Below are 21556 nucleotides of genomic sequence, written 5' to 3'. Positions count from 1 at the left end.
GGAGGTGTAACTCGTTGAAGAAAGTTTTAGTTATCCAAACCGGGGGAACGATTGCGATGCAAGAAAATCCCGAAACCGGTACTGTTCAACCTAATTTAGAAAATCCACTGTTTTCAACCATACAATCTTTATCAAGTTTGGCATCTGTAATTGTGGATGATTTTATTAATTTACCATCGCCACATATTACACCCAAACATATGCTTGAATTGGCTCAACGAATACAACATAAAACGAGCAGCGAAAAATTAGATGGCGTTGTAATTACCCATGGGACAGATACACTAGAGGAAACAGCTTACTTTTTAGACCTCCTTCTAGATTTCCCGATTCCTGTCATTGTGACAGGAGCGATGCGCTCAAGTAACGAACTTGGTTCAGACGGTCCGCACAATCTAATTTCTGCTGTAAGAACTGCCGTTTCTCCCGAAGCGTATGGCAAAGGCGTACTCGTAGTATTTAATGATGAAATCCATACAGCCAAAAATGTTACGAAAACGCACAGCAGTAATATCGCGACTTTTCAAAGTCCACAGTATGGTCCGATTGGGATTGTTACAAAAAAAGGCGTCGATTTTCATCATATGCCGTTACATCGGGATGCCTTTAACATTGAAAAAATCACAAAAAACATTGGTCTCATTAAAGTATATACAGGTATGACGGATGAACATATTGAGGCATTCGCTGCAACTACAATCGATGGTCTTGTCATCGAGGCCTTTGGTCAAGGAAATGTCCCTCCAACCATCGTACCAAGTTTAGAAAAGCTTATTTCAAGAAACATTCCGATTGTTCTTGTCTCTAGAAGCTATAGCGGTGTCGTCCAAGACACGTACGGATATGAGGGTGGAGGAAACCACTTAAAAAAACTTGGTGTGATATTCACAAATGGCTTAAACGGACAAAAAGCACGATTAAAGTTAATGGTGGCGCTTGAAACGACGTCAAGCCACGAAGAATTACAGCGATATTTCATGAAGTAATCTAGAAAAAATCCGGCTTTACGGGAAATTCCCCGATAGCCGGATTTTTATTTTCGTAACGTTATTTCATCTGCAATCAGGTCACCATGGAATCGTCCATTTTCAATAAAGATTTCATTCGCATTATTCCCTGCAGCTATGACACCCGCAATAAAAACGCCTGGTACGTTTGTCTCCATCGTATCAGGATTAAAGACAGGTCGCCCTGTTTCGGGTTCTACTTCAACGCCGATTTTTTGCAAGAAAGAATGGTCAGGATGGTATCCAGTCATCGCAAATACAAAATCAGCTTTAGCAGTTCGTTTTTCACCCTTTACTTCATACAACACTTCATCATCGGTTATTTCTTTTACATCGGCATTAAACACCATCGACACTAGTTCGTGATTGACCAACGAAACAAATTCCGGTAAAATCCAAGGCTTTACACTACTAGAATACTCACTTCCTCGGTATAGTACTGTTACTCTAGCACCCGCACGCTCTAGTTCAAGAGCAGCGTCTACAGCTGAATTTTTTCCACCCATGACGACAATATCTTTATCAAAGTACGGATGAGCTTCTTTAAAATAATGGAAAACATGCTCTTTCTTTTCACCTGGTACCTTTAAAAAATTTGGATTATCATAGTATCCTGTCGCAATCACGACGTGTTGACAATGATAAATCGCTTTAGTGGTGTTTACCATAAAACCTCTGTCTTCTTGTTGTACATGTAATACTTTCTCGAACGAATTTACACGGATGCCTTTTCGTTTGACAACTTCTCGATAATAAGAAAGGGCTTGATTACGTTTAGGCTTTCGCTCTACTGTAACAAATGGAACATTACCAATCTCAAGTTTTTCACTTGTGCTAAAAAACGTTTGGTGTGTTGGATATTTATATATCGCACTTACCACATTTTCTTTTTCAATCACAACAGGATTAAATCCTTTTTCCATTAAGGCAATCGCAGCCGCTAGTCCACACGGGCCACCACCCACAATAATAATCTCTTCTCTCTTCATGTTAACCCTCCACAACGAACTCCTTCTCTCTACTATACTGAATCCCCCTGATAATTTCCAACAAACTACTCGAAAGAAAGGATTGAATATCGTCATTATTACATTTATTAAGTAGTTTTCCAGCTTCGTTCTAGTTTTTTGGCTTCATACCCCTTTTGAAGACCACTTCGACCTTCATTCCCGCTGCTTTTGGTCTTCATACCCCTTTATGAAGAACTCTTCTAGCTTCGTTGCCACTTCTTTTGGGCTCCGCTCTTTTCCCTGCACGTCTGGTTGGTAAAACCATTCCAACCAGACTTAACACCTTGCAGGGGACCGCTTCGCTTCAACAAACAACCCCAAAAGGGAAGTTCACCTTTTGGGGTTGTTTGTTTTCTATTTATTTTTTGATAGTTGGACTAGTTTTTCGATCATGTCATCATAGGATAGACCTACTTCTCTTGCTGCGTCTGGGTACAGACTGGTTGGTGTCATTCCTGGGAGGGTGTTTACTTCAAGAATAACTGGGTCTGTTCCGTCATGTGGTACGATGAAATCAACACGTGAATATATTTCGCACCCTAATACTTGATGTGCTAACACTGCATTTTTTTGAAGGTACTCTGTTGTTTTTTCATCGACACGAGCAGGAACGATATGTTCACTCATACCTGGAGCGTATTTAGATTCATAATCATAATATTTATTTTTAGGAACAATTTCTACGACTGGAAAAGCGGTTTCTTCACCACGGTTTCCCATAACCGCTACCGTCACTTCTGTTCCCGCTACAAATTCCTCAACCAAGACGGTCGAATCAAACTTAAATGCTTCTTCAATGCCGTTTAACATCTCCTCTTCCGTTTCCGCAATGGTTAATCCAATCGTAGAGCCTTCTTGGTTCGGTTTTACAACAGCTGGGTACGAAAATGGAATCGAAAAGTCATCGCGATTATAAAAAGTATCGTGAACGACCTTTTCTTTAGCTACGCGAATTCCACCATCTTTGAAGAATAATTTTGCTTTTGCTTTATCCATCGCAAGTGCTGATGCTAATACTCCTGATCCGACGTATGGGATTCCATATAAGTCAAGTAAACCTTGGAGTTTACCATCCTCACCCAATCGTCCATGAAGCCCTATATAAACGATATCAACATCTAATAATGCAATTTCATTTATTCGTTCAGGGTGAAAGTCGATGCCAATGACATCATGACCCTTGTTTTTAAGTGCCGCAATAATTCCTTTTCCTGATGATAAAGAAACTTCCCTTTCTGCTGATGTGCCTCCATATAATACTGCGATTTTCATAACATCCATTCACTCCTATAACCAATATGTATAATAGTATATTCGCCTATTTAAGTATCGGTACTTGTTTATGTCATTTTCATAATATCGTTATCATATCATTTTTCTAAGGAAGACGTAATGTAAAAAAAACAAAAAAAATGGGCCCACTTTGAAACGGGCACCATACGAATTATTTCGTTCTATTCATAAAGGTATGGTATATACGGTACACGGCCTCTAATTCCATAAGGATTTTCCCATATTCATGAACGCGATGTGTCGTCAATGTCGCAGGGTTCCCATATTCGGAAAGCAAAGCGATCACTGCTTCTTCATCAACAATATCAATATCATATTCTTCAAACTTCAGGAAAAACCGATCTTGATATGACAGAAGGGTGCCTCCATAAATACCGTAAGAATACAAGCGACCTGCTAATTGTATGACATCTTCGAAAGAAGCAAACTCATAAAAGATGTCATCACTTTCATCAAGGGTAACTTGTAATTCAATATACCCGTCATCATAGTCATCTTCATATTCATCTGCATCAATATTGCCTTTTGTAACGATAATAACCATGCCTTGAGCAGGTAATGAAAAGACCTCAACTGCAATAGGACCATCGGCTTTAAACCCTAATTCATCTTTTGCTTCGACCATCATTTCACGAAACAATTCATGAACTTTTGGACCATCATACCACAGGTCTTCTTTTGTCATCCCTCGCTCCTTCAAATCATCAAAGGTTAAAAATATTTTAATTTTATCCATAGCTAAGCGCTCTAAACGCATATAAGACCCTCCTATTGCGGTTTGGACTCAGCCCAACTACAATTCAACATATCGTCTAAATTACTATAGGATATGTGAGAAGCATGTGGTTGGTTCGCAAATCAGTAAAATCTAATCTACCGATATAAATATTGAGAAAGCCATTTTTCCCAGTCCTCTTTTGTTTCACCAGGAATGTGTTGTCCATATTTTTCATAATTTTCTTTGGAAAGCCCACTTATCGCCGAACCACCTAGTCCAATTGTCATTTCTGGAAAGGTCTCTTTCACTCTGTCAATTAAAGCAAGACAATCGATTAAATTAACAGCCATCGTACAAGAAGTAAAGAAAAATTTAGCCTCAACTTCTTTAAGAACAAATTCTACATCATTTTCTGGAATCCCTGCTCCAAGATAAATAACTTCAAATCCTTTTCTCCGTAAAAATAACGTAAAAATTAACAAACCTAACTCATGAGTTTCTCTTGGGCCACAAACGGCAACAACCTTAGGTAAATAGCCATCCACAGGAAACCCTTGAAAAATATTTCCTATCTTCATTCGTAAGAAAGCAGATATAAAATGTTCATGGGCAACAGTGATTTCGTTATTCTCCCACATTGAACCAACTTTTACTAATAAAGTTCCTAATATATCAATCATTACTTTATCAACGTTGTACAAACTAAATGCTTGATTCATTAATGTATGAGCCTCGTGCTCTCTAAACCGAAGAAGGGTATGTAATAATTGTTCTGTTAATTGGACCGAATAATCTTCATTTTTAACGACCTCGCCGTGATCAAAAGTGAAATCTCCTTTTTCTAATAAATCAACAGCTTGTCCAATCGTAAAACCTTTATTCACTTTTTCGATCAGCCATCTAAGGACTGCCACATGTTGGTCCGTATAAAGGCGATGACCGGCTTGATTTCTGACAGGTTCAACGATTTGATATCGTCTTTCCCATGCCCTTAACGTTCCAGGCTGTATTCCAAGCATATTAGAAATTGCCTTTATATTATATTTCCCTTCATTTGATGCCATTATTTCTTCCTCCAGACCCTTGTACACTCTTATCGTAAGTATAACGAAGATAGTAGGATGTGTAAACGATGTACAACAAACGCATAAGTTTTTTGTTCTATTTTGAGTGTAATGTAATTAAATGTGCCTGTGCAGGTGCTCCTAAGCGAAAAGGGATTGATTTTGTGCCATAGCCATTGCTTATTAACACGGTTGTTTTACGCACTTGCTCCCACCCTCCTTTTTTTCGAAGGCCCCATCCAAATATTCGAATCTGCCCGCCGTGAGTGTGGCCACTTAGCAACAGTCCAATTTGGTGCTCAGGTTTTATCATCTCAATGATATCAGGATTATGACTGACCAGCACTCGATACCCTTCGTTGCAATCTTGAACAGCTAAATCAAGGTTAGAGCGATTAAAACTTAAATCATCGACACCTATAAGATAGAAAGTATCTGTTCCTTGTTCAAAAGGTATCGCTGTATTATCAAGAACCGTAATCCTATTTTCGAGAAGTAGGACATCTAATTGCCGAAACTCTCCTGCATAGTCGTTGTTCCCCCACACAAAATATGTAGGAGCACTGTCCCGAAGTTTTTTCAGATTTTCCTCCGCTCTTTGTAAAGGAACCCCTTTTTCAATTAAGTCTCCCCCAATAATGACGATATCAGCCTTACCTTTTATCTTTTTTAGTATTTTATTACTAATGACTCTAGCATGAACATCAGAAATAAAAAAAAGCTTTATCCCAGAAAAACCTGAAGGAAAGCCGTCTAATTCTACTTTCGATTCAATTACTCGATTGCGATGAGCTTCTATGTACATATACAAAAGTAAACTAATTCCACTAATTACAAGTCCTATCCACCACATAATTTCCTCCCACTATTCGCCTCGAACTTTCTTACGTTTTGAAGCTTTGGCATCCATTATACCATATGTAAAAGAAAGGAAACAGCCTAATAGAGACGCCACTGGGTGTAGAAACCATAAGATAAGATAACAAAGCAAAATGAAGGCTCCTGTATTATTTGCTTTTCGTTTGTTTATCGAATACATATGTTGCTCGACCATATATTGTACAAGTTGAGCAAACGCTAAAAATCCTAGGATAAACAAAACAACAGAGCCTAATAAAGAAAGTGGTGCAAACAGTAACTCACCAAAAAAAGTACCCCACGACCAATATTCTGGAGACGGAAACATTTGCGCAGCACTAAAAATTCCCACAAAACCAATTAAAAATCTAATTGTTTTTTGTTTGCTAGTTAATAACCTCACTTCTTATCACTCCCTTTTCGCTCTCTTTCATTTTTATTCAGGAGGACGAGTAATTACCACTTTTTCTTCTTTAATTCTTGTCAAATAGATAAAATGAAAGCCAGGACAAAAGGGTAAAAACACCGAGGGCACTGTAAAAAGGAAAACCAAACTTTTCAGTGCCTTCAAAAACAACCTTTGTCCTAGCCTGTTAAAAAAATCTAATTATCTTTCCCATTCAAAACTTTCAATTATAACTTCAATACGTGGTACATAAATGCTATCTAGATTTTCAGGATAACGAAATGTGAGTTGACTCACCAGTCCCTTGTGTTCAACAAGTAAAACCTGAACAATTTCATTTGTTTTATCATGGCGAAACGAAATGGTCTGGTCTGCCAATTCATAGTTAGGTCCATCATCTAATTGATATCCGCTTGATTCAAATTCAGTAACAATTTGATTCCTTGTATCTTCTACTGACCATTTTTCATAGGGGGCAAAGACCGTAAAAAAAGGAACATTCTTTATACCAAAGTCTCCAAAAAATTGGATTTCTTCTCCGTTATTAGTTGTAACATATGTCTCATCGATTCCTTTTTCTAGGTACGTCGAAAAACCAAAGTCAACATTGTGATAAGGATAAAACTGGACCTGAACATAGCTTTCTCCATTCCATATATCTAGCCCGAAAGAAGTAGAACTATCATAAATAGTTACTTCATTTTTCTTATCTAATAGATTCCTATCAAAATTTTCGATTGTTTCTCCAGCAAATTCTGCTTGATAATAATCTCCTGCTGACTCTTCAGCATATTCTGCAGGGGCACCCTCTGACGCTTCATCCATTGAACCCCCCATTCCTAAATTAAAAGTAGATAAACTAACAATTAATAGAGAACTCAGTCCTACAGCTGCTACAAGGCTGCCTGCTATCTTATAGTTTGGGGCAAAACGAGTAAACCAGTTTGATTGTTTTTGCTCCTGAACTGCCTTAAAAATATCTTCAGGATGGCTAGAAGGAGGTAATGAATCATATTCTTTTCGCAGCTTTTGCAGAGATTGTTCTAATTCACTCATTTACAACACCATCCTTCTGTAGCAATACCTTTAGTTTTTGCTTTGCTCTTGAAATCCTTGTTTTAATCGTTCCTTCATTTGTATTCAGTACATCAGCAATTTCTGAATAACTCAAGTCGTGAAAGTAATGTAACACTAGCGGGACTTTATATTTTTCATCTAACATAACAATCGCTTCATGTAAAAAGGCATTATCAGCATCCAACAGTGGTTTGTTTTCTTCCACAAATGGATGATTCTTTGACCATTCTTGTTTATTTCGCTCGAGTCGTTTCTTTTTCCGATACATATCTCTAACGACATTCAACGTAATTTGATATAACCACGTTGTAAACTTGCCTCGCGTATGCTTTTCAATAAACCGATATACTTTTATAAAAACTTCTTGGGTGACATCTCCAACATCTTCATGCCTTACCCCAAGTTGATAAGCAAATTTTTCAACAGTTACATAATGCTCTCGAATTAAGGTTTGAAATGCATCTTCATCCCCACTTCGTGCACGGTCGAGGAGTTCTTCATCCTGCATACCTTCACCAGCTTCCTTCCCCATATCATATATAACGCTAGTTTTTTGATAAAAGTAACACTCATTCTATTTTTCTAGAAAAAAGCGAGAGTTTTCAACACAGACTCTCTTTGCAAATATAATTGTTGAGCTGTTTCAACACTGACCTGTTCAAATTGAAGAACATCACCTTGTTTCATTTGCGCAACATAGGGCAAATCTACAGAAATGATGGTTCCAATTCTTGTATAGCCCCCAGTCGTTTGCCTGTCAGCCATCATAATAATCGGATAGCCATCATCAGGGACTTGAATTGTTCCAAATGTGACAGCATCAGATAAAATGTTAGCGGACGTTTGATGTTCTATTTTTGGTCCTACTAATCGATAACCCATCCGGTCGGATTGAACGGACACTTCATATTCATGTTCCCAAAACGTTTGTCGTCCAGAAGACGTAAATCTGTCCTCATCAGGTCCAGCAATGACTCGGATTCTGCTCTTCTTTTTGTATGTAGGAATTAAGCTATTGGAGCATTTCCTTAGTCGGATTGATGTTTGTGTTGGTATTTGATAAAGAACATCCCCTTTTTGAAGCGCTCTACCCTCCACTCCTCCTATAGTTGCTTTCTCATAAGTGGAGTAACTACCTAACACGTTAGGAAGTGAAAGACCTCCTTGAAATGCAATGTATGCTCTCGCTCCAGATTGCGGCTTACCAAAAGATAGAGTTTGATTTTTTTTGACCCGAAACGCCTTCCACATTTCTATCGGTTGTCCGTCAAGCGTTGGACTTAAGTTGCCACCGCATATCGAAAGAACAGCATCCTCCACAATTTCTATTGTCGGCCCCATTAAAGTGACTTCAAGCACAGCTTCATAAGATACGTTCCCTACTAGCAAGTTACTCATCCGGTAAGCGTACGTATCCATTGCACCTGACACCACAATCCCACTTTTTTGAAAACCGACTCGCCCACCATCCTGTACTGTCGTATAAAGTCCAGGTTTTTTTATTCGCGCAACTGCTTTTTCTGTTCTTGTCATACGTCTTGTCCAATAGATTTAATCGAAATATTATGCTGAGATAAACGTTCCTTTAACTGTGTAACAAATGTGAGCGCATGAGGTGAATCACCGTGTACACATACCGTATCTGCATTAATTGGGAAACTCGTACCGTCTACCGCTACACATGTTCCCGTTTTAACCATGTGAATTACCTGTTCTACAGCCCTATTAACATCTTCTATCATGGCATTTGGGAGTGTTCTTTTTGTTAGCGTTCCATCTGCTTGATATGTTCTGTCTGCAAATACTTCTTCCGCAACCTTTAATCCCTTAGTTCTACCTGCATGTATTAATTTACTTCCTGCTAAACCATATAAAATAAGCTCTGGATTTAAATCATAAACTGCGTTTACAATGGCATTGGCAACGGATTCATTCGTTGCAGCTACATTATATAAAGCTCCATGTGGTTTGACATGGGTCACAGTAACTTCATGTACTTGGGCGAACCCCATCAATGCACCGATTTGATAGATGATAAGGTTATAGATTTCTAGCGGGTCAATTTCAATTACCCTTCGACCAAACCCTATTAAATCTTGGTAACCTGGATGTGCTCCAATTGAGACATTATTTTCTTTAGCCAACTGAATGGTTTGATACATCACATTATGGTCACCTGCATGATAGCCACAAGCAATGTTGGCCGAGGTTATTTCTTTTAACAGGAGATGGTCTGTTCCAAATCGATACACACCAAAACTTTCTCCTAAATCACAATTTAAGTCGACTCGTAATGACATCGTCATCCTCCTCTACTACACGTATTTCAAGTTTATATGTATTAGTTTGAATGGAGCTATATATCGTTTCATATTCTTCAGATGTAATCGAACGGAACTGTACTATATCTCCCGCCTCTAGCAATACAGGTCTTTCATTGTTTATATCAAATAATGATAACGGTGTTCGACCAATAATTTGCCACCCGCCCGGAGTAGAAAGTGAGTAGATACCCGTTTGTTGTCCAGCAATTCCAACAGAACCTTTTGCTACTTTGAGCCGAGGACTCGCTAATCTTGGTGTCGCAATTCTTTCATCCATCCCGCCCAAATAAGGAAAACCTGGTGAAAACCCTAGCATAAAAACTACATATAACCGAGATGAATGATATTCGATAACCTGTTGTATTGAGAGACCATTATGGTTTGCGACAGTTTGTAAATCTTCCCCAAATTCTCCTCCGTAGCAAACGGGAATGGTTACGAGTCTAACAGAAGAATGAGAGGTAATATTTGCTTTTTCATATAATAGACCGAGTACGAGACATATGTCGTGATATGTACTGTCACGAGGTTCATAGTAAACGGTCACAGATGTGTATGCAGGAACCCATTCGACTACTGCTTTCGGTTTATTTTCTTGAAGTAACGCACAAAAACTCCGAATTCTTTTATGGGTATTAAGTGAAATCGTAGTTCCAAAACACAATCGGACTGCGTTTTCTCCTAAAGGATCCATTCTTTTATTCACTCGCCTCACCTCTTACAAATATTATAGAATCAAATGTGTCTAACGTATAGTGGGCATTTATACATGAACAGTACACCCAATCGAAGGGCTTAACAAAAAAAAAAAATAATTTCACTGGAAAGTTTCAATTCCAGTTGAAATTATTCTTGGACGAGCTATTTTAAAAACATCAATGTAACCCATTCTTCTTGTTGAGCGCGTTTTTTTATTGTATATCCGTTTTGGATAAAATAAGAGACTACTTTTTGTTCATTCCAGTCAACGATCCCTGAGACGATGAAAGCATCGCCTTTTGACATTAATTGATGCTGCTGGCATAATAATACAGTTTCCTCTGCTCCAATGTTAATAAAAATCCAATCATAGCTTTCATTAATCGAATAATCCGCAAATAAATCAGCTTCCACAACAGTCACATTATTAATGTCGTTCAATTGACAGTTATGAATAATTTCTCTGGTAACTGGTTGAATATCTATCGCACATACGGATTTAGCACCGCGAATAGAAGCTGCGATCGATAAAATTCCAGAACCAGTGCCTAAATCTAAAACCGAAAAGTTTGAAAAATCTTCATCAACAATCATTCGAACACAATCTTGCGTCGTTGCATGCAATCCCGTCCCGAATGCGCCTTGTGGGTCAAACAATAGTACCTTTTTATCGTCATAGCTCTGCGTTGAACCCTGATATTGAATAACCCATTCCTCATTAATAGAAACATCTTCAAAAGTCATATTCCACTGCTCATCAATTAGACGATAACTAATCGCAGAACGGGGAAGTTGCAGGCTTTTTTCTATTTTATCAAAATACAGTTGAGGTAAATTTGGCACTTCCTCTGGGTCACCATATATATAAAGTTCAACGTCCTTTTTTCCCCCAATAGAATACCCGTAGCCATTATCTGTTTTTTTCACCTCAATTGGTTCCTCATAGTACGTATTGCTTATGTCAACTAGCAACAACTTTTCAATTATTTCTTCTATTTCTTCATAAGATATGAGCAATTTATATTCATGTAACATAACTTCTTTCCTTTACTCACGTTATTTTTTCGGAACAATTTTATAAATTTCTCCGTTTTCAAATAAGTTAATCACTTCACCTAGCCATTGGTAATACTTATCCGCTTTTTCTGCTTTTTCCAAATCGACACTAATGCGTTGTTTTATTGTTTCATCCGTTGTTTGGTTTTCGATATCTTGAAGCGTTTTCCTTAGTTGCTCAACCGCTTTTAGATTTTCATCTACAGCCACTCTCCAGCGATTTACAAATACGGCAGAAAATGATTTATACCAATCTTCTTCTGCTTGATATAAATCTTTGCGAACACCTTTTTGCCAAACTCTCTCTACCATATTGGCATCTGACAAAGCTCTTATTCCAGTACTCATACTTGTTTTACTCATTCCTAATTCTTTGCTCATCTCATCAAGTGTCATCGGCTCCTCTGAAAAAAAAACGGTACCATAAAGTCTCCCGATCGATTGATGAATGCCGTATAAATCCATATTCTTTGATATCTCTTGGGTAAACCGATTACGAGCTTTTTCTAACTGTACATTTTCATTTAGGTGCCCCATCGTCATCGTTGCTTCTCCCTTCCATCCTTCTCTCTATTATGAGTGTATCAAAACTTGTTCACACAATAAAGTCACCATTTACGGTCTTAATCTCTAGAATACTTGAGTATTTGTAAGCATAAGTCACATTAACTCTGTACAGTTTAAACTGTACATATATTATCAACTTTTATTACAGAATATAAGGTTTGTTAGGGAAACATTAGCAGTGTATAGTAAAAAAGGTCAGGGCGACAACAACAATGAGGTGAATATATGTGTCAAAAATTAAGGTGAAATCTCTAACCAAAATCTTTGGAAAAAAGACAAAACGCTCGTTTGAAATGCTACATCAGGATAAATCAAAGGACTATATCTTAAAAGAAACCGGACATACGGTTGGTGTGAATAAAGCAACATTTGAGGTTAATGAGGGTGAAATATTTGTCATTATGGGCTTATCAGGAAGTGGAAAGTCAACATTAATTAGGCTTCTAAACCGTTTGATTGAGCCAACAGCAGGAAGCATCATTATTGATGGGGTCGATTTAGCAACAATGGATGAAAAAACATTACGAGATGTGCGCCGTCAAAACATGACAATGGTCTTCCAGAAGTTTGCTTTATTTCCATTCCGTACAATTATCGAGAACGTTGAGTACGGATTAGAAATTCAAGGCGTACCTAAAAAAGAAAGAAAACAAACAGCACAACAATCACTAGAATTAGTTGGATTAAAGGGATACGAAGAAAAGTTCCCAAACGAACTATCTGGTGGAATGCAGCAACGTGTTGGCTTGGCTCGTGCATTAGCGAATGACCCTGATGTTTTGTTAATGGACGAGGCATTTTCAGCGCTTGACCCGCTCATTCGTAAAGACATGCAAGATGAGCTTTTAGAATTACAAGAAACCATGAAAAAAACAATTATTTTCATTACGCATGATTTAGATGAAGCGTTACGAATTGGTGACCGCATCATGATTATGAAAGACGGAGCCATTATTCAAATCGGGACTCCTGAAGAAATTTTAACAAATCCAGAAAATGAGTATGTGGAGCGATTCGTAGAAGATGTTGACCGCTCAAAGGTATTTACGGCACAACATGTGATGCGTCGTCCTGAAGTCGTTACGCTAGAAAAAGATGGCCCTCGTGTCGCCCTTAAGAGAATGAAAGAAGCGGGAATCTCTAGCATTTATGTAACTACAAGAAACAAGGAATTAGTTGGTGTCGTTCATGCCGACGACGTGTCTAAACTAGTAAAAAATAATAGTAATAGTTTAGAAGGAATTATTGATAACCAAGTTCCTGAAGTTTCTGTAGAAACACCACTCTATGATTTGATGGATGTGTTATCTACTAGCCGGCTTCCTCTGGCTGTCGTTGAAAACAAACGCCTTAAAGGAATTATTGTAAGAGGTGCTGTACTGGCTGCCCTTTCAGGAAGTGAGGTGAATAGCAATGGAACTATTTCCGAAACTTCCACTCGCTGATTGGATTGACCATTTTGTGGATTGGTTGAAAAATGCTGATGCTTTCTTTATCGCTGTAACCGCAACGATTCGCTTCCTAGTCGATACAATAGGTGTCGCACTAGCAATTATCCCAATCTGGTTATTTATCATTCTAGTAACGGGACTCGCCTATTTCATTAGTAAGCGAAAATGGAACTTACCACTTTTTGTATTTATCGGATTATTCTTCATAGATAATTTAGGCTATTGGAACGACATGATTCTGACGCTTTCGTTAGTTCTTACAAGCGGTCTGATCTCGGTCCTTATTGGGATTCCCTTAGGGATTTGGATGGCCAAGAGCAAAGTCGTAGAAAGCATTGTGAAACCGATTCTCGATTTTATGCAAACGATGCCTGCCTTCGTATATTTAATACCTGCAGTTGCATTCTTTGGAATTGGGATGGTGCCGGGGGTAGTTGCCTCCGTTATATTTGCGATGCCACCAACCGTTCGATTAACAAATCTAGGAATTCGTCAAGTTTCCACTGAGTTAATTGAGGCTGCCGAGGCCTTTGGTTCAACAGGATGGCAAAAGCTTATTAAAGTTCAACTTCCGATGGCCAAAAGTACAATAATGGCTGGAATTAATCAAAGTATTATGCTTGCCCTTTCAATGGTCGTTATTGCATCAATGATCGGTGCCATGGGGTTAGGTACTAAGGTGTATTATGCAGTTGGACGAAATGACGCAGGTGGTGGCTTTGAAGCCGGAATAGCAATCGTAATTTTAGCTATTATCCTAGACCGATTAACCCAAAGCTTTAATCAAGAAAAAGGAAATTCATGATAGTCTCTCTATGCAAATAGAGTTGACCATAAATAACATAATAGAAAAAGGAGAGGTCAATATGAAAAAAGTAGGATTACTAGCAGGACTTTCATTAGCACTTATTGTTGCAGGTTGTGGGTCTGAAGAAACTGGTGGACAAACAGGAAGCATTGGGGAACAACTTGAGTACACAATTACAGGTATCGATGCTGGAGCAGGGATTATGGCTGCTACAGAAGATGCAATCGAAGAATATGGGTTAAGCGATTATAACCTTCAACCAAGCTCGGGTGCCGCGATGACAAGTGCATTAGATGATGCAATTTCTAATGAAAAAGCGATCGTTGTTACTGGGTGGACACCACACTGGAAATTTGCAAAATATGATTTAAAATATTTAGAAGATCCAAAGGGTGTATTTGGAGCGGAAGAACAAATTCACACATTTGCTCGCCTTGGGCTAGACACAGATTTACCAGAAGCTTATGAAGTGTTAGACAACTTTTATTGGGAACCTGAGCATATGGGTGCGATTATGGTAGATGTAAATGAAGGAAAAGATCCTGTTGAAGCCGCTGCCGAATGGGTAGAAAACAACCAAGATATTGTTTCAACTTGGACAGAAGGTGTGAACCCTGTTGATGGCGACGCAATTACATTATCTTTCGTCGCTTGGGATTCTGAAATTGCTTCAACTCATATGATCGGAAAAGTACTTGAAGACCTTGGATATAACGTAACATTAACTCAATTAGAACCTGGTCCACTTTGGGCGTCAATTGCTACTGGTGCTGCAGATGCGATGGTATCGGCATGGTTACCAGGAACTCACGCTGCATACTTGGCGGATTACGAAGGTGACATTGTTGATTTAGGCGTAAACTTAGAAGGTGCGAAAATTGGATTAGTTGTCCCTGCTTACATGGACATCGATTCAATTGAAGATTTACAATAAGTAAGAACACCGGTGATGGAGCCCTCACATGCTCTAGTGGAAAAGAGGACGGGACAAAAGGTAAACAACCTTTGCCCCGCCCTCTTTTTTAGTAAATATATTTATACTGTAATCCCAACCCATCATCTACATGGACCTCAATTTTAACGATATCATCATTGTCTTCTAGTAATACAGTAGTATTAAAAGAAATGATTTCATCTGTTGAATACTCAAGAGCGTCCCCATCTTGGTCCTCTTCGACATTCCACTGGTTTTCTTCAAGATAGTCAAGTAAGTTAACTGTTTCTACAACAGAATCATTAACAAATATCGTAGCATTCGCCCTTTTCATTTTGAGTTTTGTTGAATCCTCAACTAAGAAATTATGATCAAGAGGGTTGTATACATGTATATTAATATTATTTTCTTTGCCTTCCCCATAAACATAAACATCAAAATCAATTCTGCCTTTCAATTGACTTGCAAAGTCAAGCTCTACTAAAGGCTCAGTTATAATTACATCCTCTGACTTTGCTACAACTTTTGTCTCGTAATTCCCATCTAAAGGAACCTCTAGTTGTACTTTATACGATAAACTAGGTGATGAGTTTGGGATTACCTCTTTCCAACTCGTCGATTGATTGTCACGGTAAAAAAGCACGACCTCTGCACTAGGTGATAATTCTCGGAGATTCCATTCGATGTCAACAAACGCTGTTACACCCTCTACTTTTGATATGGTGTACGAAGAATTTGTTATCCATTGACTTTGCTCAACTTGTTCTTGTAATTGCCAGTGGACAGATGACATTTCAGAACGTAAGCTCGACAATTCATGTTCTAGATACTCAACAGAACCAACGATAATTTTCATTTGAAAGACTGTAGTAATCATTATCACATTTAATATAATAATGACTGTGAACCCTGCTACGATTAATATTTCATGTCTGCTCACGATAATGCTCCTTCAATAATTGTATTTCCAATTAAATAGTATTCTAGCACTATGAGCAAATATCCTATAAGAAAAACTTAAAAGACGTCTATTCTAACTATGCAAAGAAAAAGCCTAAGATCAACTGACCTTAGGACTTTCGTCTTTAGTACACTTTTCACATTGGGGCAAATAACACTCGTGCATTTCTTCCATCACTTCTCCACATTCACTACACAATTTAACGGGTAGATTTTTAAAGAATTCAGTAACTGGAATTAACATTGGTCTTACCTCCAATTGAATTTGATTTTATTGTTGCAAGGGCATTGAAAAGTCGATTTTTAACTTTTTACAGCGCACTCTTAGCGTGTCACTTTTTTAATTTTTTGCAAAATGAGTGAACATAATAAAAGCCATCAATACACAAACAGCTACAATTGAAAATGTAAATGCTAAAACAGTAAATACTGCTCCCCCAGTCAATCGAATCCCCCCTCAACATGTAGCTTTCTTTTCTTTATTTTAACAGTTTCTCTCGCTTTCAATTGTTACAAATTTGGTATAATGTAAATATATGTAACGTTAACACTGTTGCTATAGTGATAATGTTAGATTATTAGACAGAAAATTCGTATTTATGTATTTACTTTAGCGCATATACGTGGTAAAGTATTACTGTAAATGACCTCTTATTTTTCTCTCTTTGAGAAAGCCATTGAACCTGGCTTTCCTTTTTTTTGCCCTTTCACACTTTTTTTACCTTTATAACCAAGACAATACAACATAATGAAAATAGTTGGGCATGTTGTGATAAATTGCTTAATTTTAATTATATTATTGAATTTTTTAGATAAATAAATTATACTCAATATTAAGAAAACGCTTACAAATTAAGGACAATATCACCTAAAGGAGTAGATTGATTTTGATGTATTATAAGCTTTTAAATAAGTCGCTTGTAACTAATGATGACATTGAATTCAATAAAAAATTAGGACTCCCTGTTGAAGTATTCTGTCCTAAAGAGCACAGAACAGTTGATTTTGGAAGAGTGCAGTCTTTTTGTAACGAGGAAATATTAATAAACGGCACGACCTACAGTCGAGAGCATAATGCCTTTTTTGGGCATCCACACTTAAGTGCATAATAAATGTAGTCCAACATAAATAATAAAGTTAGGTGCAAGTCGCCCACCTAACTTTATTATTTATGAAATAAATTCACATCATATTCATTTTTCATTAACTCATAAACCTTCTCTCGATTTTTCCATCGTTCTTTCGTATCCCATAATTCTTCGGATCTCTCAATGACCTCAAAACGCAAAGCATCAAACTCATCTTCCGCTTTTTCAAGTTTTTTCTTTACTAATTTAATCTGCGATAAGCAAACTGCTAATATCCCTATGAAAACAAATAACAAAATGTTTGAGGCCATCCCATCTAGTTTATTTTGTACATTTTGACTTGAAAAAGTGTAATATCCATAAATGCAGCCAAGCAACAGACAACCAAGCGTTGTTAATGACCAATTTGTTAAAAGTGTCTCTATTTTCTTTTCTTTATTTTTTCTTTCAACTAAGGTGTCTAATAGAACTATTCCAATGCTTGAGACATATCGTTGGTACTCTTTGTCTTTCGTTGATTTTCCCATTGTAATCGACTCTCTTCCTTCCGATTTATAAACAATTTATGATATAAATCGAAAGAATAGACTAGTTGTAGTTGAAATTGTCAAAAGTTAAGGAAGATATTCAAGCCATATGTGCGAGGTCATCGCTAACGTAACAAGTATTAAAAATAAAAATAACAAAAAGAGCGGGAATGTACTAGGTTTGTTTTCCTTTTGTACTTCCTTTGTATCCGTCTGTTTCTCATCCACCTTCCTACTTCTCTTTTTACTTTTTTTACCACGGTGTATTTCACTTCGCGGTGGAAGTGAGGTTACATCTAGTTCATTCGGTTGCTTATCTTCTTGATTTTTTGTCTCTTCCATTTGTTCTCTTAAATTATCAGCCTGATCTTTATATCTCCGCATGTAAGTCCCCCCTACTTTTTGCTTTACTAAGTAACACTCCTAAAATAAAATCAATTAAAAAATGGGCAAAAATGGGCACTAATAAATTCCCTGTATACCAAAAGGCATACCCTAATAAAAAGCTAATGCTTACTGTCATTATAAATAAAATAATCTTCGATAGATATCTAAAATGAATAATTGCAAAAATTAAACTCGCTGGCACTAAGCCTAACCCAGTTTGTAAAATTCCTCTAAAAAGTATTTCCTCTGAAACGGCAACGACGAGGGCGATGAAAAAAATATGAATGATATTTCGATTTTTAAAAACGCGCTCATTAATTCCTCCATCATCGACCCAAGAAGTAGGAAGGAATTTATATAAGATGAGGTCGACGACAATAACCAGTACGGCCACTCCACCACCGAAAAACACAATTTCACGAAAATCCCACGTAAATAGTGAGAAAAATTCACTCCAATCCGAAAACATAAATAAACCTATAATTAATGCTATCGCTAACATTAGAGCTTGACTCGAGTATAGACTTAATAAAATTTCTTTGTCAGTCATCCTATCAATGGCTTTTGTTTGCGACATGTATTCCCTCAATTCCTAGCTTATTGATGAAAAATTTGTTTTAACTGTAATTCCCAGTTTGATATTTCGATCTTTTTCTCATTTCTATTTTCTCCAGTTTTACGATAAATGTCCAATTCAATCCCACATTCCGTACAACATTGTTCAGGTTTGTTTATTAGAGTTTGATCAAAAAGGTGTAAATATCCTGTTCTTTTACATGAAGAACTATAAATCCATTCTTCAATCTCAGATAATTTCTTTGCCTTATGCTTTACCCTTTCCTTTATTTTACGTTCAAATAGTTCAACCATTTCTTGTTCTCTTCCTTTAATACTAACGACTCCATCCACCAATACATTTTGTTCTTCTAGATGATATTGAATAAAACGCCACACTGTCTCTTCAAGATTGGCCGTTTGTTGTAAGAGAAGATCGTCTCCTTTTTCAAGCCGCTCAACTTGACTTAAAAAAGAAAGGACTATCCTAAGTTGTTCTACTGTGGGAAATTCATGGTCGATTAGACTTAACGGTAATACTTGATCCTCTTCACAATAGAGGAGAATCGCAATGCTATTTTGTTGGTCACGCCCCGCCCTTCCGATTTCTTGAAGATAGGACTCAATCTGATTAGGATAATGAAAATGAATCACAAACCTCACATTATTTTTATTAATCCCCATCCCAAACGCATTCGTACAACAAATAATTTGCAGTTGTTCATTCATAAATTGTTGCTGGATAAGAATTCGGTCTTCTTGACTTAAACCACCATGATAGTACGCTACATTGTCAATCCCCTGATCCCTTAGATGCATGGCCATCTTTTCAGCCCAAGCGCGACTTGAAAAATAAATCATACCAGGGCCCTGAAGCTCACTGACATATTTCGTTAATATCGATACCTTATCATTTATTGTTTCAAGCTTTTCAACTGCAATTGCTATGTTTGGACGGTCTACTGAGTATAGCAATCGAGTTTCGTTCGTTAATTGTAGATGATGAATAATATCTGTTTGAATCTCCTTTGTAGCCGTTGCTGTTAATGCTAAGCAGGGTGGTCGCTGTAACATCGTTCGAACTTGAGTTAACTTTAAATAGTCTGTACGAAATTCATGTCCCCATTGCGAAATACAATGAGCTTCATCTATCACAAAGAGAGAAATCTGCATTGTTTTTAGCTTTTGAATAACAAAAGAAGATTGCAGAACTTCTGGAGAAACATAAACTAGTTTATAAAGATGTAGTTGATTGACTACTTTAATCCGTTCTTCCCAAGAAAGAAAACTATTTAAAGCTACTGCTTTTTTTAGACCAATGCTATGTAATTGTTGGACCTGGTCCTCCATTAATGATAATAAAGGGGAAACAATAATGGCCGTTCCCTCAAGCAAAAGTGCCGGCAATTGATAACAAATCGATTTTCCTGTTCCTGTCGGTAGCATTGCAAGAACATCATCACCCGCTAAAACGGCTTCGATTACTTGCTTTTGCCCTTCTCGAAACTGGTCATACTGAAAAAATCGTTTCAATGCGGATTCAAGAGAACTCACTTCATTACCTCCATTCTCGTTAATACAAGTCTAATTTGAAAATAAGTGATTTCAGGGTCCACGTGTGCCTTAATGTCCCGTAATCTTTTTGTCTTCTTTTCTCTTACCGCATTTTCAATCTGCATTTTTTGTTCATCTGTCAGATAAGAGGTTATCGAAAATAAAGGGTCTTCAATTGCAATTTCTACAATATGGTCTTCGATTGTATTTTGTTTTAACTTTCGTTCTGATGCAATTTCAGATATTGTTTTTCCCTTTTTAACGAATGAGTACGTTACCGTAGCTGTAGTGGTTAGGTGAAAGGTCTTCCTTTTTTGTTCAGACACCTCCCTAAGCAATGGACAACTTTCTTGATGAGCAGAAATATAATCCAGTAACGAGTGGATTAATGCAAAAAATCGTAATCGAACCTCTTCTTTAGTAAGATTAAGCTCTTCACTGATTTGTTCTGTAGTTAACCCGATTTGTTGATAGCCCGTTACCTTTTTTGTAAAGAGTACAGCTTGTACTGGTTCAATTTCTTTTAAGAATCGATGCAATTCAAGGTATAGTCTCCTTAGTTGGTTTGTTTGTTCCTTCTTATTTGCAGGGAAATGTTGTTTTACCCAGGTCAATACCGTTTGATTTTTAGTAATAGGAATAAAGGATGTTTGTCCCGCTTCAAACATTGACAAACATTGGATATACAAAGAAAGGCGTTGCCAAAAAATCAGGTCTATGTCTTTATGCTTCCAACCCTGTAACGACGATATATACGAATTCTTTTCTAAAAATGTACGCTTGTACTCCTCGCCGAATTCTGTAAGCATTACTCTGTCTTCTTCTATAGAAATAATCATTTCCTTTTGGAGTAGTTCCTCTTTCACGCTCAATATTGTCTCCCTAGTGATGTATGGGATCACACCAAACAAATGATGACAATGAAATAAGTATCCATCCTGAATCGTTTGAGATGACCGTTTTCCTTTTAGTAAATGATAAATTCCATATATCGATCGATTGCCGGCAAACTGATTAGCGATTGTAAGAAATATTCCCTCAATTATTGTCATTTAAAACCTTCCATTCTTATATAAAATGACCTCTTCCATTATTTTAGCAAAATGTTACGAGCAGTGGTGTTTAATAATAGGTGATAAGGGTTATAAAAAAATAACAAGCAAAGCCTTGTATGATAAGAATTCTCAAGTAGATAAATGTTGAAAAGTTGACA

25 protein-coding genes are annotated in these 21556 nt (G+C 37.3%); 5 read left to right on the top strand and 20 right to left on the bottom strand.

Annotated features, from left to right (window positions below; all coding sequences use genetic code 11):
• The first annotated feature begins 14 nt into the window (after positions 1-14).
• Entirely contained in the window at positions 15-986 is a 972-nt protein-coding gene (locus BK585_RS09675) for an asparaginase (protein WP_078553245.1), read from the top strand.
• A 47-nt stretch (positions 987-1033) separates the two neighbouring features.
• On the opposite strand, the gene BK585_RS09670 is transcribed toward BK585_RS09675, so the two are convergent.
• The 13 genes from BK585_RS09670 to BK585_RS09610 all read right to left on the bottom strand — a co-directional run bounded on the left by BK585_RS09670 (position 1034) and on the right by BK585_RS09610 (position 12055).
• Positions 1034-1996: a YpdA family putative bacillithiol disulfide reductase gene (locus BK585_RS09670; protein ID WP_078553244.1), complete on the bottom strand. Its 963-nt coding sequence runs from the start codon at positions 1994-1996 to the stop codon at positions 1034-1036.
• A gap of 375 nt (positions 1997-2371) precedes the next feature.
• Positions 2372-3289, bottom strand: coding sequence for a D-alanine--D-alanine ligase family protein (locus BK585_RS09665; protein ID WP_078553243.1), 918 nt, complete (start codon positions 3287-3289; stop codon positions 2372-2374).
• A gap of 172 nt (positions 3290-3461) precedes the next feature.
• The gene (locus tag BK585_RS09660) at positions 3462-4067 is read right to left on the bottom strand and encodes a genetic competence negative regulator (protein WP_078553242.1); all 606 of its coding nucleotides are present in this window, start codon (positions 4065-4067) and stop codon (positions 3462-3464) included.
• Positions 4068-4183: 116 nt separating this feature from the next.
• Entirely contained in the window at positions 4184-5092 is a 909-nt protein-coding gene (locus BK585_RS09655) for a MerR family transcriptional regulator (RefSeq protein ID WP_078553241.1), read from the bottom strand.
• A gap of 97 nt (positions 5093-5189) precedes the next feature.
• Complete coding sequence (locus BK585_RS09650) at positions 5190-5945, bottom strand: metallophosphoesterase (protein ID WP_078553240.1); 756 nt, start codon at positions 5943-5945, stop codon at positions 5190-5192.
• 12 nt (positions 5946-5957) lie between these two features.
• Complete coding sequence (locus BK585_RS09645) at positions 5958-6353, bottom strand: hypothetical protein (RefSeq protein WP_078553239.1); 396 nt, start codon at positions 6351-6353, stop codon at positions 5958-5960.
• 204 nt (positions 6354-6557) lie between these two features.
• A complete protein-coding gene (locus BK585_RS09640) occupies positions 6558-7412 on the bottom strand; it encodes a hypothetical protein (protein WP_078553238.1) in 855 nt (284 codons plus the stop codon).
• On the bottom strand, positions 7405-7941 hold the full coding sequence (locus BK585_RS09635) for an RNA polymerase sigma factor (protein WP_078553237.1): 537 nt from the start codon (positions 7939-7941) through the stop codon (positions 7405-7407). The genes BK585_RS09640 and BK585_RS09635 overlap by 8 nt, the downstream gene beginning before the upstream one ends.
• A gap of 74 nt (positions 7942-8015) precedes the next feature.
• On the bottom strand, positions 8016-8966 hold the full coding sequence (locus tag BK585_RS09630) for a 5-oxoprolinase subunit C family protein (RefSeq protein ID WP_078553236.1): 951 nt from the start codon (positions 8964-8966) through the stop codon (positions 8016-8018).
• Positions 8963-9733: a 5-oxoprolinase subunit PxpA gene (locus BK585_RS09625; protein ID WP_078553235.1), complete on the bottom strand. Its 771-nt coding sequence runs from the start codon at positions 9731-9733 to the stop codon at positions 8963-8965. Before BK585_RS09625 ends, BK585_RS09630 begins: the two co-directional genes overlap by 4 nt.
• Positions 9705-10463, bottom strand: coding sequence for a 5-oxoprolinase subunit PxpB (gene pxpB, locus BK585_RS09620; protein WP_281248892.1), 759 nt, complete (start codon positions 10461-10463; stop codon positions 9705-9707). Before pxpB ends, BK585_RS09625 begins: the two co-directional genes overlap by 29 nt.
• A gap of 155 nt (positions 10464-10618) precedes the next feature.
• A complete protein-coding gene (locus tag BK585_RS09615; RefSeq protein WP_078553234.1) occupies positions 10619-11491 on the bottom strand; it encodes a 50S ribosomal protein L11 methyltransferase in 873 nt (290 codons plus the stop codon).
• Between the two features lie 21 nt (positions 11492-11512).
• Entirely contained in the window at positions 11513-12055 is a 543-nt protein-coding gene (locus tag BK585_RS09610) for a GbsR/MarR family transcriptional regulator (RefSeq protein WP_139367533.1), read from the bottom strand.
• A gap of 251 nt (positions 12056-12306) precedes the next feature.
• On the opposite strand from BK585_RS09610, the gene BK585_RS09605 reads away from it, so the two are divergent.
• From BK585_RS09605 to BK585_RS09595, 3 genes are all read left to right on the top strand, one after another.
• The gene (locus BK585_RS09605) at positions 12307-13524 is read left to right on the top strand and encodes a quaternary amine ABC transporter ATP-binding protein (protein ID WP_078553233.1); all 1218 of its coding nucleotides are present in this window, start codon (positions 12307-12309) and stop codon (positions 13522-13524) included.
• Positions 13493-14335 (top strand): ABC transporter permease, encoded by an 843-nt coding sequence (locus BK585_RS09600; RefSeq protein ID WP_078553232.1) that lies wholly within the window; start codon positions 13493-13495, stop codon positions 14333-14335. Before BK585_RS09605 ends, BK585_RS09600 begins: the two co-directional genes overlap by 32 nt.
• Before the next feature lie 61 nt (positions 14336-14396).
• Complete coding sequence (locus BK585_RS09595; protein WP_078553231.1) at positions 14397-15272, top strand: glycine betaine ABC transporter substrate-binding protein; 876 nt, start codon at positions 14397-14399, stop codon at positions 15270-15272.
• A gap of 88 nt (positions 15273-15360) precedes the next feature.
• Here the strand turns inward: BK585_RS09595 and BK585_RS09590 are convergent, their stop codons facing one another.
• Positions 15361-16212 carry a hypothetical protein gene (locus tag BK585_RS09590; protein WP_078553230.1) on the bottom strand — a complete coding sequence of 284 codons (852 nt, stop codon included), beginning with the start codon at positions 16210-16212 and terminating at the stop codon, positions 15361-15363.
• A 120-nt stretch (positions 16213-16332) separates the two neighbouring features.
• Positions 16333-16476 carry a protein YhfH gene (gene yhfH / locus BK585_RS09585; RefSeq protein WP_078553229.1) on the bottom strand — a complete coding sequence of 48 codons (144 nt, stop codon included), beginning with the start codon at positions 16474-16476 and terminating at the stop codon, positions 16333-16335.
• A gap of 646 nt (positions 16477-17122) precedes the next feature.
• Here yhfH and BK585_RS09580 point away from each other — a divergent pair.
• Complete coding sequence (locus BK585_RS09580; RefSeq protein WP_245805906.1) at positions 17123-17341, top strand: hypothetical protein; 219 nt, start codon at positions 17123-17125, stop codon at positions 17339-17341.
• Between the two features lie 56 nt (positions 17342-17397).
• Here the strand turns inward: BK585_RS09580 and BK585_RS09575 are convergent, their stop codons facing one another.
• The 5 genes from BK585_RS09575 to BK585_RS09555 all read right to left on the bottom strand — a co-directional run bounded on the left by BK585_RS09575 (position 17398) and on the right by BK585_RS09555 (position 21395).
• Entirely contained in the window at positions 17398-17847 is a 450-nt protein-coding gene (locus BK585_RS09575) for a DUF2663 family protein (RefSeq protein ID WP_078553227.1), read from the bottom strand.
• Positions 17848-17934: 87 nt separating this feature from the next.
• The gene (locus BK585_RS09570; protein WP_078553226.1) at positions 17935-18231 is read right to left on the bottom strand and encodes a hypothetical protein; all 297 of its coding nucleotides are present in this window, start codon (positions 18229-18231) and stop codon (positions 17935-17937) included.
• On the bottom strand, positions 18218-18811 hold the full coding sequence (locus tag BK585_RS09565; RefSeq protein WP_078553225.1) for a CPBP family intramembrane glutamic endopeptidase: 594 nt from the start codon (positions 18809-18811) through the stop codon (positions 18218-18220). The genes BK585_RS09570 and BK585_RS09565 overlap by 14 nt, the downstream gene beginning before the upstream one ends.
• A gap of 20 nt (positions 18812-18831) precedes the next feature.
• Complete coding sequence (locus BK585_RS09560) at positions 18832-20343, bottom strand: RecQ family ATP-dependent DNA helicase (protein ID WP_078553224.1); 1512 nt, start codon at positions 20341-20343, stop codon at positions 18832-18834.
• A complete protein-coding gene (locus tag BK585_RS09555) occupies positions 20340-21395 on the bottom strand; it encodes a YpbB family protein (protein ID WP_078553223.1) in 1056 nt (351 codons plus the stop codon). Before BK585_RS09555 ends, BK585_RS09560 begins: the two co-directional genes overlap by 4 nt.
• Positions 21396-21556 lie beyond the last annotated feature (161 nt).

Source organism: Bacillus alkalicellulosilyticus (assembly GCF_002019795.1).
In the GTDB taxonomy this organism is placed as follows: domain Bacteria; phylum Bacillota; class Bacilli; order Bacillales; family Bacillaceae_F; genus Bacillus_AO; species Bacillus_AO alkalicellulosilyticum.
Note: the sequence above shows the minus strand (reverse complement) of the source record. Positions and strands in the feature narration are given on the sequence as shown.

Excerpts from the sequence above, each read along its gene's own strand:
- BK585_RS09580 (WP_245805906.1), top strand. The coding sequence starts at position 17,123 with ATGTATTATAAGCTTTTAAATAAGTCGCTTGTAACTAATGATGACATT.
- BK585_RS09655 (WP_078553241.1), bottom strand. The coding sequence starts at position 5,092 with ATGGCATCAAATGAAGGGAAATATAATATAAAGGCAATTTCTAATATG.
- BK585_RS09660 (WP_078553242.1), bottom strand. The coding sequence starts at position 4,067 with ATGCGTTTAGAGCGCTTAGCTATGGATAAAATTAAAATATTTTTAACC.
- BK585_RS09640 (WP_078553238.1), bottom strand. The coding sequence starts at position 7,412 with ATGAGTGAATTAGAACAATCTCTGCAAAAGCTGCGAAAAGAATATGAT.
- BK585_RS09570 (WP_078553226.1), bottom strand. The coding sequence starts at position 18,231 with ATGCGGAGATATAAAGATCAGGCTGATAATTTAAGAGAACAAATGGAA.
- BK585_RS09625 (WP_078553235.1), bottom strand. The coding sequence starts at position 9,733 with ATGTCATTACGAGTCGACTTAAATTGTGATTTAGGAGAAAGTTTTGGT.
- BK585_RS09665 (WP_078553243.1), bottom strand. The coding sequence starts at position 3,289 with ATGAAAATCGCAGTATTATATGGAGGCACATCAGCAGAAAGGGAAGTT.
- BK585_RS09670 (WP_078553244.1), bottom strand. The coding sequence starts at position 1,996 with ATGAAGAGAGAAGAGATTATTATTGTGGGTGGTGGCCCGTGTGGACTA.
- yhfH (WP_078553229.1), bottom strand. The coding sequence starts at position 16,476 with ATGTTAATTCCAGTTACTGAATTCTTTAAAAATCTACCCGTTAAATTG.
- BK585_RS09600 (WP_078553232.1), top strand. The coding sequence starts at position 13,493 with ATGGAACTATTTCCGAAACTTCCACTCGCTGATTGGATTGACCATTTT.
- BK585_RS09575 (WP_078553227.1), bottom strand. The coding sequence starts at position 17,847 with ATGGGAAAATCAACGAAAGACAAAGAGTACCAACGATATGTCTCAAGC.
- BK585_RS09630 (WP_078553236.1), bottom strand. The coding sequence starts at position 8,966 with ATGACAAGAACAGAAAAAGCAGTTGCGCGAATAAAAAAACCTGGACTT.
- BK585_RS09635 (WP_078553237.1), bottom strand. The coding sequence starts at position 7,941 with ATGCAGGATGAAGAACTCCTCGACCGTGCACGAAGTGGGGATGAAGAT.
- BK585_RS09555 (WP_078553223.1), bottom strand. The coding sequence starts at position 21,395 with ATGACAATAATTGAGGGAATATTTCTTACAATCGCTAATCAGTTTGCC.
- BK585_RS09615 (WP_078553234.1), bottom strand. The coding sequence starts at position 11,491 with ATGTTACATGAATATAAATTGCTCATATCTTATGAAGAAATAGAAGAA.
- BK585_RS09565 (WP_078553225.1), bottom strand. The coding sequence starts at position 18,811 with ATGTCGCAAACAAAAGCCATTGATAGGATGACTGACAAAGAAATTTTA.
- BK585_RS09650 (WP_078553240.1), bottom strand. The coding sequence starts at position 5,945 with ATGTGGTGGATAGGACTTGTAATTAGTGGAATTAGTTTACTTTTGTAT.
- BK585_RS09610 (WP_139367533.1), bottom strand. The coding sequence starts at position 12,055 with ATGACGATGGGGCACCTAAATGAAAATGTACAGTTAGAAAAAGCTCGT.
- BK585_RS09595 (WP_078553231.1), top strand. The coding sequence starts at position 14,397 with ATGAAAAAAGTAGGATTACTAGCAGGACTTTCATTAGCACTTATTGTT.